The sequence below is a fragment of the Protofrankia symbiont of Coriaria myrtifolia genome (assembly GCF_900634755.1).
Taxonomy (GTDB): domain Bacteria; phylum Actinomycetota; class Actinomycetes; order Frankiales; family Frankiaceae; genus Protofrankia; species Protofrankia coriariae.
In genome coordinates this window covers 22,180-35,407 of sequence record NZ_CAAAFS010000289.1, presented here as the reverse complement: position 1 = coordinate 35,407, position 13,228 = coordinate 22,180, and the positions used below count along the sequence as shown (strand labels likewise).

The following is a 13,228-nucleotide window of genomic DNA, read 5'->3' as shown; positions in this document are numbered from 1 at the left end:
CACTAGTAGCGCTGGCACTTCTGTAACTCACAGTCAACTTTTGATCGCTTGGGGGCGTGTCGAGCGCTGGGTGGCCGGCATCCTCCGAAGCCTTGGTGAGTTGTATCGCTATGACTTTCGGGTTGCCGTTGCAGGCATGCCCGGTGAACGTCCCCACCCGCCGGCCGGCCGGGAACGGCCACGCCACGGGGCCGCATGCCGGTCGCCGCCGATATGGCGGGGGGAATCGGTTGAATGATCGAGTTCCGATGGTCAGCCGAGCTGGCCGTGGCACGTTGCTCGGAGACGTTTCCTGTCGCGGCCTCATCGCCCTTTGCTGTCCGTAACCGACAAGATCGGTCAGTGGACTAGGCGGGCCACCTTCCGGGCCAGTCCTCGAGTAGTTCCGCAAAGTGCTTGCCGCCCGTGGCCCCGATAGAGGAAGCTGCCGATGTGCGGCCACGCGCTTACCGACAGCAAACAAAGCGCATGTCGCCGAACCGCGCGACATGCCGGGGGGTTCACGGGTATGAAACTGCCGACCGCGCGATCATCCGAACAGATGAAGGGCAGAGATCATCCATATGCGTTCCTGGAGATCTGATCGGGCCGCTGGCCCGGCCGCGTCTCCAATGCCGATACCGCGGCCGTAGGGATGCCACGAGAATCCCCGCCACTGTCTTTCCCGCGTTCCGCGGGAGTCCTCCGGAAAAGATGACGCGGCGCTGTCGGAGCAGCGCCGGCGCCGCCGAGGGCCAGAAATTCTCGGGAAAATACCGGAACAGCCCTGACGAATCCGGCCGGCCGTCCCGCGCCCCCGCGGGGACACCAACCGGACAGCGCATCGGTAAGGGCGCGGCGTACCGCCGCGCCCGGTTGCCCCGATCCCTGGAAGAACCACAAGAGAGTCCCTGGAAGAACCACAGAGAGGTGGAGCCCGCATGACCGAGCCCGTATCGACCGACCCCGGCGTGACCGGTGAGGACCCCCGGCTGAGCCTGAGCACGGCGGCCGCGCGCAACCTCGCGACGACCACCAAGTCCGTCCCGCAGATGCAGGAGATCACCTCCCGGTGGCTGCTGCGCGTGCTGCCCTGGGTCCAGACGGCCGGCGGTGTCTACCGGGTCAACCGGCGGTTGACCTACATACTCGGTGACGGGCTCGTCACGTTCACCTCCACCGGATCCGAGGTGCGGGTGGTGCCCGGCGAGCTCGCCGAACTGCCCGCCCTACGGGGCTTCGACGGCGACGCGCTCGCCGGTCTCGCCGACCGCTTCGCCCAGCGGGAGTACGCGCCGGGCGACGTCCTGGTGGAGACCGGCGCGCCGGCCGACGCGGTGTTCCTCGTCGCCCACGGCAAGATCGGGAAATTCGGCCCGGGCGAGTATGGTGACGAGCGCTCCCTCGGGGTGCTCGCCGACGGCGAGTACTTCGGGGACGATGTCCTCGTCGAGTCGGACCTGACCTGGGAGTACACCGCCCGCGCCCTGACCGCCGCCACCGTGCTCGTGCTCACCCGCGAGCAGCTCGCCGAGGTCGTCGAGCGGGACACCGCGCTGCGCGGGCACCTGGCGGACTACCGCTCCCGCCCGCAGCCGCCGCGCAACCGGCAGGGCGAGGCGGAGATCGCGATCGCGGCCGGGCACAGCGGCGAGCCGGACCGGCCGGGCACGTTCGTCGACTACGAACTGGCCCCGCGTGAGTACGAGCTCAGCGTCGCCCAGACGGTGCTGCGCATCCACAGCCGGGTGGCCGACCTGTACAACGAGCCGATCAACCAACTGGAGCAGCAGCTGCGGCTCACCGTCGAGGCGCTGCGCGAACGCCAGGAGTACGAACTGGTCAACAATTCCGACTTCGGCCTGCTGCACAACGCCGACCTGCGCCAGCGCATTCACACCCGGTCCGGCCCGCCGACCCCGGACGACTTCGACGAGCTGCTCAGCCGGCGGCGCAGCACACATTTCCTGCTCGCCCACCCCCGGACGATCGCGGCCTTCGGCCGGGAATGCACCGCGCGGGGCATCTACCCGGCGACCGTCCTGTTCCACGACCAGCACGTGCCGGCCTGGCGCGGCGTCCCCCTCCTGCCGCTGAACAAGATTCCGATCAGCGCCACGGGAACGACCTCCGTCATCGCGTTGCGGACCGGGGAGGAGAACCAGGGTGTGATCGGCCTGCACCACACCGGCCTCGCCGACGAATACGAGCCGGGGCTGTCCGTCCGGTTCATGGGCATCAACGAGAAGGCAATTATCTCGTACCTGGTGACGACCTACTTCTCCGCCGCCGTCCTCGTTCCGGACGCGCTCGGAATCCTGGAGAGCGTCGAGATCGGGCGCTGAGCCCACCCACCGGCGCGTCGCCGCGGTCAGTGCGCCGCGGCGGCGCGCCGATATCGGTGACGCCCTCCGGGCGCGACCGCCCGCACCAGCGGCAGAGAAGGGTTTCCCGGAGAATCATGCAGCCTTTCACCCTCCCCGAATTCTACGTGCCCTATCCGGCGCGCCTGAGCCCCCATCTGGACATCGCCCGGGAGCACAGCAGGGCGTGGGCCCGGACCATGGAGATGATCGACCCGCCCGAGGGCGGGACCACGATCTGGACCGAGCGGGACCTCGACGCCCACGACTACGCCCTGCTGTGCGCCTACACGCATCCCGACGCCACCGCCGAGCGGCTGAACCTCGTCACCGACTGGTATGTGTGGGTCTTCTACTTCGACGACCACTTCCTGGAGCTCTACAAGCGGACGCACGACATGGCGGGCGCGCGGGCCTATCTCGACCGGCTGCCCGCCTTCATGCCGGTCGACGGCGAGATCACCGAAGAACCGACGAACCCGGTCGAGCGTGGGCTCGCGGACCTGTGGACGCGAACCGTGCCCGCCAGGTCCGCCGACTGGCGGGCACGGTTCGCGGTGAGCACCCGCAACCTGCTCGACGAGTCGCTCTGGGAACTCGCCAACATCAACGCCGGTCGGCTGGCCAACCCGATCGAGTACGTCGAGATGCGCCGCAAGGTCGGCGGTGCGCCCTGGTCGGCGAACCTCGTCGAGCACGCCGCGGACGCCGAGGTCCCGGCCGCCGTCGCAGCCACCCGCCCGCTGCGGGTGCTGCGCGACACCTTCGCCGACGCGGTCCACCTGCGCAACGACCTGTTCTCCTACGAGCGGGAGGTCACCGAGGAGGGCGAGCTCAGCAACGGGGTGCTGGTCGTCGAACGCTTCCTCGACATCGGCACGCAGCAGGCCGCCGACGCCGTCAACGACCTGCTCACCTCCCGACTGCACCAGTTCGAGCACACGGCGGTCGTGGAGCTGCCGGCCGTCCTGGACGAGTACGGCATCGACCCGGCGGGACGGCTCGCGACGTTGGCGTATGCCAAGGGCCTGCAGGACTGGCAGTCCGGCGGCCACGAGTGGCATCTGCGCTCCAGCCGGTACATGAACCGCGAGGCGACCCCGACGCCGTCCCGGCCGGTCTCGGGCTGCCTGTCGGGGTGGGCGGGTTGCCCGGTCTGCCCGGCGCGCCGAGCCTCGGCACCTCGGTGGTGCGGGTCGTGCCGTCCCTGCTCGCCACCGCGCCGCGGCGGCTTCGGTCCTATGCCAACGTGCCGTTCCGGGTGGTCGGGCCGACCCGGCTGCCCGAGTTTTACCTGCCGTACACCACCGGGCGCAGCCCGCACCTGGACGCCTCGCGACGCTCGATCGTCCGCTGGGCGGGTGCAATGGGCATGCTGGACCCGGTCCCGGGCATCTGGGACGAGCACAAGCTGGTCGCGTTCGACTTCGCCCTGTGCTCGGCCGGCATCCACCCGGACGCCTCCGCGGCGGAACTCGACCTCACCACCAGCTGGCTGACCTGGGGCACCTATGGCGACGACTACTATCCGGTGGTCTTCGGCCGGAGTGGGAACCTGGCCGGGGCGCGGCTGAGCAACGAACGGCTGCGCGCCTTCATGCCCCTCGACGGCCCGGCCATCGAGGTACCGGCGAACGCCCTTGAGCGCGGCCTCGCCGACCTGTGGGAACGCACCGCCGGGCCGATGGAGCCCGCCGCGCGGGCCGCCTTCCGCCACGCCGTCGAAGTGATGATCGACAGTTGGCTGTGGGAGCTGGCGAACCAGGCGGTCAACCGCATCCCCGATCCCGTCGACTACCTGGAGATGCGCCGCGCGACGTTCGGCTCCGACCTGACGATGAGCCTGTGCCGGCTCGCCCGCGCGCACACCGTGCCGGCCGAGATCTTCCGCACCCGGCCGATACGGTCGTTGGAGAACGCCGCGGCCGACTATGCCTGCCTGCTCAACGACGTCTTCTCCTACCAGAAGGAGATCCAGTTCGAGGGCGAGATCCACAACTGCGTGCTGGTGGTCGAGAACTTCCTCGGCTGCGGCCGCGACCGTGCGGTCGAGGTGGTGAACGATCTCATGACCGCCCGGATGCGCCAGTTCGAGCACATCGTGGCCGAGGAACTGCCGGTGCTGTTCGACCAGCTTCAGCTCGACGGCGACGTCCGCGGCGCGCTGCTCGGCTACGTCCGGGAACTGCAGAACTGGCTGGCCGGCATCCTGCGCTGGCACGAAGGAACCCACCGCTACGAGGAGACCGAGCTGCGCTACCACCCGGCCGTGGACCGGCGGCCCTTCGGTGCTCCGAGCGGGCTGGGTACCTCGACAGCGGACGTCCGCCGGCTGGTCGCCCGATAGAGCATCCCACCCCCCGGGCCGGCGGAGGCCCAGGTGAGAGCGGTGATCCGGGCACACCGCCCGCATGGCTGGAGGCGACCGGACGGGGTATCCGCGCCGTCCGGTCGGATCCCCGAACCCCCGAAGATTTCGCCCGGGTTCGCCCACAGCCGGAACAAAACCACTGGATCAACGCATATTGCGTACGACTGGAGCGGACAGCGCGGGACTTCCTTCCGTTGTTTCCGGCCGAATCCTGCCCGCGGCTGATCGTCTCACGGGCAGAGCGTCTCGGGGCCTGCGAAATCAGAACGAGAAGGGACCGAACCTCAGTACGGACACGAATCCGACGGCGAGACAGTAGAACGCGAACGGGGTGAGCGTCCGGGTTTCGAACCAACGGCTGAGGAACCGCACCGACAGATAGGCCGCGACGCCCGCGACCGCCGCCCCGAACAGGCTCTGCCCCCGTACCCCGTTGCCAAGCGGGCCGAACAGATCCGGCAGCTTGAGCAGGCCCGCGGCCAAGATCACCGGGGTGGCCAGCAGGAACGCGAACCGGGCCGCGTCCTCGTAGGACAGGCCGCGGACCAGACCGGCCACCATGCTCACGCCCGATCGGCTGATCCCCGGTGCGAGTGCGGCGACCTGGGCGAAGCCGATGACAAGAGCGCCCCTCGCGGGGAGTGCGGCCAGTCTCTGGTCGGCAGCCAGGTCCGCGGCGGCACCGACGGACAGCGGAGCCGGGCCAGCCGATCCCGGGGCGGTGCCTTCAGGAGCGCCCGTGGCGGGCGTCGGAGCCGGTCTCCCGGCGGTGAACCTGCCGGTGATCGGCGCCGTCGTCACCGGAGCGGGCGCCGCCGCGTAGACGGGTGCTGGGGCGGGGCAGGTGCCCGCGCCAGCGTGGCCATACCCAGCGTGGCCATACAAGGAAGGCCTCGGCCTCGAGCATGGCCAGCGCGATCCGGGGCAGGTCCGCGGACGCGGGATAGCAGACGTACCGGGACAGCCAGGTCGGCTGGAACTTGGCGTTGAACCGGTACAGGCTGTCGATCTGGAACCAGCGGGACAGGAACATCAGCAGACCGCGCCACGAGCGCAGCACCGGCCCCGCGCCGAGCCGTTCGCCACGTTCGAGCGCGGACCGGAAGACCGCGAAGTTCAGTGACAGCCGCTTGACACCGAGATCCCGGGCCCGGCGGACAGCGCTGACGATCAGGAACTCGTTGAGCCCGTTGTCGGCCGTCCGGTCGCGCATCATCGCGTCCAGCGACAGGCCTGTGCGCCCCCAGGGCACGAAGTGCAGCACGGCGCGCAGCCGGGGCTCCGCGCCGTGCGGCTCCGCGGAGAAGGCCATCACCACGACGCAGTCGCCGTCTGCCGCATCGCCGATCCGGCCGAGAGCCATCGAGAACCCCCGCTCGGTCTCGGTACCTCGCCAGACCGCGACCTGGGCCCTGAGCCGCGCGACGTCCCGCGGCTCAAGATCGCTGATCCGCTGGACGATCGCTGTGTAGCCGGCGCGCTCCACCCGGGCGACAGCCTGGCGGACGTTGCGCATGGTCCGGCCTTCCAGGGTAAAGCCGGTCGTCTCCAGCACGGCTTCGTCCCCGAACTCCAGCACCGACAGGCCCGCGCGGGTCCAGGCGATGCCCCCTGCCTCCGAGCAGCCGATGACCGCTGGCGTCCAGGCGTGGTCGGCCGCCTCGCGGAGGAACTCCCTGATGGCGCCGGGCCACGCTTCCCGGTCACCGAGCGGATCGCCGCTGGCAAGCATCACACCGGAGACGACACGGTAGGCCACACAGGCCTTCCCCGTCGGTGACCAGACAACCGACTTGTCCGATCGCAGCACGAAGTACCCCAGTGAGTCGGCATCACCGTGTCGGGCCAGCAGGGCACGCACCCGGGCCTCGTCCTCGTCGGTCAGCCTCGGCCGCGGCTCGGGGGGTCGCAGCGCGAGATAGGCGGTGGTCCCAATGGTCAGCACACCCATCGTCAGCAGCGTCCGAAAGGCCAGGTCGGCGAAATGGTGGGAGGTGAACTCCAGCGGCCCCGGGATACCGGCCAACCCCAGGACGACCTGTTCCAGCTGGGCGGACAGCGGTTGCGGGCCGGCAATCCGATTCTCGCGCAGGTGCAGCAGCAGGAAGCCGACCCCAATCGACACCACCGTGAGCAACAGGCCGATCCCGAGTGCCCGCCAGCGTGTCGTCGGGTCGCCTTTTGCTCGGAACTCCTGGTGAGCCAGGAGCAGGGCGACGAACAGCGCGGCCGACCCGGCTGCCTCCTCGTAGTCCAGTCCTTTGACTATGTGCAGGACCACGCTTGTCCCAAGGAGAACCACCGTGGCCCGCCACGCCCGCCTCTTGCGTCGCCGCAGTCCGGCCGCGAGCAGCACCAGCAGCATCCCCACCACGACGGTGAACGCGGAGGCCTGCCGGGAGACCGCCATGGGCAGCAGCGCCTGTAGGTCCTCCAGCCGCGAATGCCACTCCGGAGTCAGCGAGGACCCGATGTCCATCAGGCCGATGGCGAGCGTCAGCAGCGCGGCGATCCGCGGCACCCACGGCCGCCTCCAGGCCCACAGCCCGAACCGACGCGGCCCGGAGCCGGATGCGGCGCGTCGCGGGGCGTTCGAGGGACCCGTCCTCGTATCCGCGTTCGCTGTCTTCAGAGGCGCTGCCGGGTCTCTCGATCGCGGCGGGTTGCCTGGCTTCTGCCGCGCCGGGCGGCTTGGACGTGGGCGGATCCGTAACGGCTTACCAGTAAGGTCGGAGCGCGACCGCGGACGTGGCCATCCGCGGCGATTGCCGGAGATCCGATCAGCTGTCTCGGCAGGAGACTCCCGTCGCTTCGGCGGGTCTGGCGAAGTGTTGGTGCCGCTGAAGATGCTCACGATCCTTGTTACCCCTTTTCGGGTGAGCCCCGGAATCCGTCAACACTGTCGTATCGGGACAGCGAATTCGCACAGGCCGGCCTGTCCTGCCGACAAAATGGGCGGGGTGTGCCTGCTCCCTGTACGACGCAACAGCCCTCTGCCTCTTCACCTCTCCACCTTTCCGCCCCGCTGCCCCTCAGGCGGCCGCCACCCTGGCGTGATGGCGCTGGAGCACACGTGTATGACGGTCAGCCGATGCCGGGGATGCGGTCGGCACCGCCCACTGAAGGCCGTCGCGGAGCGCCGGTCGCCACACGTTGAAGTCGTGGCCGCCGGGCCTGAGCCTCAGAACGGTGGTGAATCCGGGGCGCCGCGACAGGGTGAGTGCCATGTTTCTGGTGTCGTCCAGGGACTCGCGGTCGCCGCGCCCACAGTCCAGCCACACCCGCATCGGCGGGTCCGGCGGGAGCGCGAGTGCGTAGAGCGCCGGTGCGTTGGCCGCGGCGACGAAGGCGAGATCCGGCCGGTTTCCGAACAGCCCGGCCATTCCTCCGTCATGGGTCGGTCTGGTCATCCCGGACATGTCGACGATCGTCGCGATGAGGTCGCGATGCCGCAGGCCGAGGTTCAGCGCGCAATACCCGCCCGCGGACATCCCGGCCAGGATCCGGTCGGCCCGATCCGGGATGGTCCGCAGCCGCGCGTCGACCGTCGGGATCACGTCGTCGACCAGGTAGGTTTCGACGTGTTCCCCAGGGCGGTCGACGCATTCGCTGTCGTCGAGCCAGCCGTGGCTCAACCGCGGGGCGACGAGGATTGCGGGCTGACCGTCGTGCGCGAGCATCGCACCAACCTGCGCGGCCTGGCCTCCCCGGTACCAGTCGACCGGAACGCCTGGCGACCCGTGTAACAGATAGACGACCGGGAACCGGGTATGCGGCTCGGTGAAGTACTGCGGCGGAAAATACACCAGGGCCTCCTGAGTTCCGAACCCACTGTGGACCCCGGTGACCGGCAGGCCGACGACCGAACCGTCGGGATGCGGCCGCGGCGCCTGGCCGACTATTTCGCGCGCCGACGCTGTCGGCCAGGATTTCACCCCGATGACGTCGTCGAACCGCGGCAGGTAGCCGTAGTGGGCGTTGACCAGGTCCGCCACCGTCGCCAGCGTGAGTAGCAACGCCAGACTTCCCAGGCCGACCGACACGGCCCGTTCTCGACGCGCGAGCAGCGCGCAACCGGCCCCGCAGATCGCCGTCAGTCCTGCCAGGGACAGCAGGAACCATTTCCCGATGATGGCCAGGGATCCCAATCCCGCCCCCGTCACACGATCGTCCCGAGCGCGAAGACGGCCGCGAGGCGGATGCGCAGCGGCATCGGCTGGTCAGGCCGTCCGTGTGCTCGTGGTGGCGCATAGCCGATAACCGGCTCCGCGGACTGTTTCCAGTTGTGAGATTCCGAAGGGCCTGTCGATTTTGCGGCGAAGGTAGGCGATGTACTGGTCGACCACGTTCGAGGTTCCGTCGTAGGCGAAGTCCCAGACGTGTTCGAGGATGGCTGTTCGGCTGAGGACCTCGCCGGGGTGGCGCATCAGGTATTCGAGGAGGGCGAATTCTTTGGGTGAAAGGTCGAGGGCGGTGCCGTCACGGCTCGCGGTGCGGCCGGCCGGGTCAAGTCGCAGCCCGTCGACGTCGAGGACGACGGGGCGTTCATGGGTTCCGCGGCGGATAAGCGCCCGGATCCGGGCGAACAGTTCGTCGAAGCTGAATGGTTTGGCGAGGTAGTCGTCGGCGCCGACGTCGAGTCCGCGCACGCGGTCGGTGACCTCGCTGCGGGCCGAGAGCATCAGTACCGGTGCCCAGCGCCCGGCGGCGCGCAGGCGCCGGCAGACCTCGAATCCGTCGAGGCCCGGCAGCATGAGGTCGAGAACGATGACGTCGTAGGCGATTTCGCTGGCCTGCCATACCGCCTCGAGGCCGTCCGCGACGATGTCGACGGCGAACCCTTCCTCGGTCAGGCCGCGGCGCAGCAATGTGGCGGTGCGTGTTTCGTCCTCGACCACCAGCACCCGCATGGGCAGCACGATATGACTGTCGGCATGTGAATTCGATGTGAGCCTGGCCTGGTCGGGCGTGCCCCGGCTGTGGACCTGCCCCAGATCGTCCCGGTCGGTCGGCGGCCATCATCTTCGTCGGCACGCGGGTGATCTGTTCGTCCATGCCGAGCAGGTCGCGCTCGAGACGACGGGGGAGGTGCCGGCAGTCCTCGGCCACCGGCCACCGGCCACCGCCGAGCCCCTGCCAGAGCACGCCGCCGATCCGAGTGCCCCGAACGGCTGTGGACAGCAGCGCGCGGAGCTTGCCCTCCAGGCCCAGCCAGCCGCCGACGAACCAGGTCAGGAAGAACACCAGGGTGATCACGATGATCGCCTGGGTGATCGCGGGCCCGGCGGCCGCGGAAAGGTTTCGCCGGACTCGCTACGGACGGTCGCGAACGGCCGACGTTGGCCGCTGGGTCATGGCCGCCCACAGCGCGGCGTAGCGACCGTCGAGGTCGATCAGTTCCTCGTGTGAGCCGTCTTCGACGATGAGCCCGCCGTCGACGACGAGGATCCGGTGTGACGCCCGTGCGGTCTGCAGCCGATGCGCGATGAGCAGGGTCGTCCGGCCGCTGGCCACGAGCCCCATCGCCCGCTGCACCTGCGCCTCGGTGGCGAGATCGAGGTTGGCGGTCGCCTCGTCCAGCAGCAGGATCGCTGGGTCGACGAGCAGCGCGCGGGCCAGGCTGAGCAGCTGGCGCTGGCCTGCCGACAGGGAGTGCCCCTGCTCGCTGACCGGGGTCAGGTAGCCGTGCGGGAGGCCTGCGATGAACTCGTGCGCGCCCACCGCCCGTGCGGCGCGCTCGACCTCCAGGTCGGACGCGGACGGGCGGCCGTAGGCGATGTTCGACCGGATGGTCCCGGAGAACAGGAACGGCTCCTGCGGCACGAACCCCAGCTGGTGCCGGTAGGCGGCCAGATCGAGATCGCGCACGTCGACGCCGTCGACCCGCACCGTCCCCGAGGTCGCGTCGTAGAACCGCGCCACCAGCTTGACCAGCGTGGACTTGCCGGCTCCGGTGGTACCGACCAGCGCGACGACCTGGCCGGGCGGGATGGACAGGCTCACGTCGTCCATCGCGACGAGCCCGGTGCTCTCGTAGGCGAACCGGACGTGATCGAGCGTGATCTCGCAGCGCAACCGCCCGGGACGCACCGGATCAGGGGCGTCGGGGGTTCCGCTCGGGGTCTGCAGGAGCTCGCGCAGCTGGGTCACGGCGACGACGGCCTGCAGCCACTGGTCGAAGACCGTCGACAGCTGCTGGATCGGCGTGAAGAACTGGTCGAGGTAGAGCAGGAACGCGATGAGCAGTCCCGCGCTGAGCGAGCCGTTCGCGATGCGATGCGCGCCGACGGCCAGCGCGATCGCCTTCGCCGCCGTGCTCAGCAACTGCAGGAACGGGAAGAACCGGGCCATCAGCTCGTACGAGCGTGACCGGGCGTGGCAGTACGCGTCGGCCAGCGACGCGAAGCGGGCCTCGTTGGCCGGCTGCTGGTTGTACGCCTGGCTGACCACGACGCCGGACAGGCTCTCCTGCATGTCCGCGTAGAGCACGGAGATGCGTTCCCGGGCCGCGAGATACGTCTGTGTGGACGCCCACCGGAACCACATCGTCGACAGCACCAGCGGCACGAGCACGGCCGAGATCATCAATGCGAGGGAGGGACTGAACACCGCGAGCACCACGGCGATGCCGCCGCAGGTCATCAGGCTGGACATCGCGGTGACCAGGCCCTGCTGCAACAGCTGCGCGAACACCTCGACGTCCGAGGCCATCCGCGTCATGACCTTTCCAGTCTGGTGTCGCTCGTAGTAGTTCAGCGACAGCCGCTGGAGGTGCGCGAAGGTACGCACCCGCAGGCCGAACAGCATCCGCTCCGCGGTGCACTGGGTGTAGAAGGTCATCAGCCGCTGGTTGGCCCAGATGATGATCTGGAGGACGAGGAGCATGGCGCACGCGACGGCGAGCACCCGCTGGGAGTGCCGCAGCACACCGTGGTCGACACCGAAGCGGATCAGCGCCGGGGCCGCCAGGCCGCTGAGCCCGTCGATGACGACCAGCACCGCGGCCAGCGCCAGCGGCCGGGCGAACGGCCGGAAGACGTCGCCCATGCTGAAGTCGTCGTGCGGCGCCATCGCCGCGTCGAGGTCGACCCGCGGGTCGCCGGCCAGCGGCGGGAGCCGGTCCACCTCGGCGAGCAGTTCGGGTGACGCGGCCGCCAGCCTGGCCAGCTGCGAGGAGTCGCCGCCGCGGCCGCCTCCGGGCCCGCCCGCCGTCGAGCGCAGGGCGGAGTCGCTGGCATAGGTGCTCACCTTCGGCGCGCCGAGGCGGGAGACGTCCGTCGGCCAGGCCACCGGGTCGATCGCGGTGACCGGCTCGGCCGGCGGCGTGCCGTGCTCGGCGAGCCCGGTGTCCAGGCCGGTGAGCAGTTCGCGGAACAGCTCCGAGCGGTCGAGCAGTTCCTCGGCCGTGCCCTGGTCGACGATGCGCCCGCGGTCCAGCACGATGACCCGGTCGGCCAGCTGCAGCGTGGAGTGACGCTTGGCGATCAGTACGGTGGTCCGCTGCGCGAGCACCTCCTCGAACGAGTGGTGGATCGCGTGCTCGGTGCGGGCGTCGATCGCCGACGTGGCGTCGTCCAGAACGAGCACGCGCGGGTTGGCCAGGGCGGCCCGCGCGAGAGCGATGCGCTGGCGCTGCCCGCCGGAGAGGGTGAAGCCCCGTTCCCCGACCACGGTCTGGTACCCGTCCGGCAGGCCGGCGACGAAGCCGTGCGCGTGCGCCGCGACGGCCGCGTGTTCGACCTCGTCATCGGACGCGGTCGGGCGGCCGAACGCGATGTTGTCGCGGATCGTCGTGGAGAAGAGGAACCCCTCCTCGAACACGAGGCCGACCGTCGAGCGCAGCGACGTCAACGTGTAGTCGCGGGCATCCCGCCCGTCCACGCGGACCGTGCCGGATGTCGGGTCGTGGAACCGTGCCAGCAGCAGCGCGAGCGTCGACTTGCCCGAGCCGGACGCGCCGACGATCGCGATCCGTTCGCCCGGTTCAATACGCAGGGTGATGTCGTGCAGCACCGGCTCGCCACCGGGGTAGGCGAAGTCGACGTGGTCGAGTTCCAGCAGCCCGTCCGGGTCCGTGAGGGCGACCGCGTCCGGCCGCTGCCGGACGCGGGACTCGGCGGACAGCAGTTCGAGGATGCGCGCCGCGCCAGCGCGGGCCTGCCGGGCCAGTTGCGCCTCGATCGGGGTAGCCGGCGCCGCTGGCCCGGATCGTCATCCCGCCACGGCCGGGTGGATAGCTGCCTGCCATGACCGGCCACCCGGCCCGGACCGGCACCGATCATGACTGGTTCGGCAGCGGTGCCCCGCCAGGCCGTGCATCCTATCCGTGCTCCCGACGGCGGCGGATGCCGTCCGCCCCCGAGCGGATTACGGTCGATCCGGGTTGTCCGTCGGCCGTGTCGGGTTACCGGCCGACGGGCCGCGATGCTTCGTGGCGGCAAGATTGTCTCTGACCATGACCGTGAAAGTGTGGTCGGGACCATTGACCCGCACGCTGTCGGTCAGTGTCCGCTCG

At 69.8% G+C, this 13,228-nt stretch carries 7 protein-coding genes and 1 pseudogene; 3 read left to right on the top strand and 5 right to left on the bottom strand.

Annotated elements, in window-relative coordinates; genetic code table 11:
* The first annotated feature begins 920 nt into the window (after window positions 1-920).
* Complete coding sequence (locus CM1CMNOD_RS16210; protein ID WP_013874672.1) at window positions 921-2,324, top strand: family 2B encapsulin nanocompartment shell protein; 1,404 nt, start codon at window positions 921-923, stop codon at window positions 2,322-2,324.
* A gap of 116 nt (window positions 2,325-2,440) precedes the next feature.
* A pseudogene (locus tag CM1CMNOD_RS24135) lies at window positions 2,441-4,689 on the top strand (family 2 encapsulin nanocompartment cargo protein terpene cyclase).
* A 285-nt stretch (window positions 4,690-4,974) separates the two neighbouring features.
* Here CM1CMNOD_RS24135 and CM1CMNOD_RS23260 read toward each other — a convergent pair.
* From CM1CMNOD_RS23260 to CM1CMNOD_RS16180, 5 genes are all read right to left on the bottom strand, one after another.
* On the bottom strand, window positions 4,975-5,514 hold the full coding sequence (locus CM1CMNOD_RS23260; protein ID WP_050803574.1) for an undecaprenyl-diphosphate phosphatase: 540 nt from the start codon (window positions 5,512-5,514) through the stop codon (window positions 4,975-4,977).
* On the bottom strand, window positions 5,441-7,234 hold the full coding sequence (locus tag CM1CMNOD_RS16195) for a phosphatidylglycerol lysyltransferase domain-containing protein (RefSeq protein ID WP_013874671.1): 1,794 nt from the start codon (window positions 7,232-7,234) through the stop codon (window positions 5,441-5,443). The genes CM1CMNOD_RS23260 and CM1CMNOD_RS16195 overlap by 74 nt, the downstream gene beginning before the upstream one ends.
* Window positions 7,235-7,745: 511 nt before the next feature.
* Window positions 7,746-8,876, bottom strand: a complete 1,131-nt coding sequence (locus tag CM1CMNOD_RS16190) for an alpha/beta hydrolase (RefSeq protein WP_013874670.1) — start codon at window positions 8,874-8,876, stop codon at window positions 7,746-7,748.
* A gap of 57 nt (window positions 8,877-8,933) precedes the next feature.
* A complete protein-coding gene (locus CM1CMNOD_RS16185; protein ID WP_013874669.1) occupies window positions 8,934-9,623 on the bottom strand; it encodes a response regulator transcription factor in 690 nt (229 codons plus the stop codon).
* 403 nt (window positions 9,624-10,026) lie between these two features.
* The gene (locus CM1CMNOD_RS16180) at window positions 10,027-12,726 is read right to left on the bottom strand and encodes an ABC transporter ATP-binding protein (RefSeq protein WP_202797636.1); all 2,700 of its coding nucleotides are present in this window, start codon (window positions 12,724-12,726) and stop codon (window positions 10,027-10,029) included.
* Between CM1CMNOD_RS16180 and CM1CMNOD_RS22520 the strand changes: the two genes are divergently transcribed.
* Entirely contained in the window at window positions 12,718-12,963 is a 246-nt protein-coding gene (locus CM1CMNOD_RS22520; protein ID WP_202797635.1) for a hypothetical protein, read from the top strand. The genes CM1CMNOD_RS16180 and CM1CMNOD_RS22520 overlap by 9 nt on opposite strands.
* Window positions 12,964-13,228 lie beyond the last annotated feature (265 nt).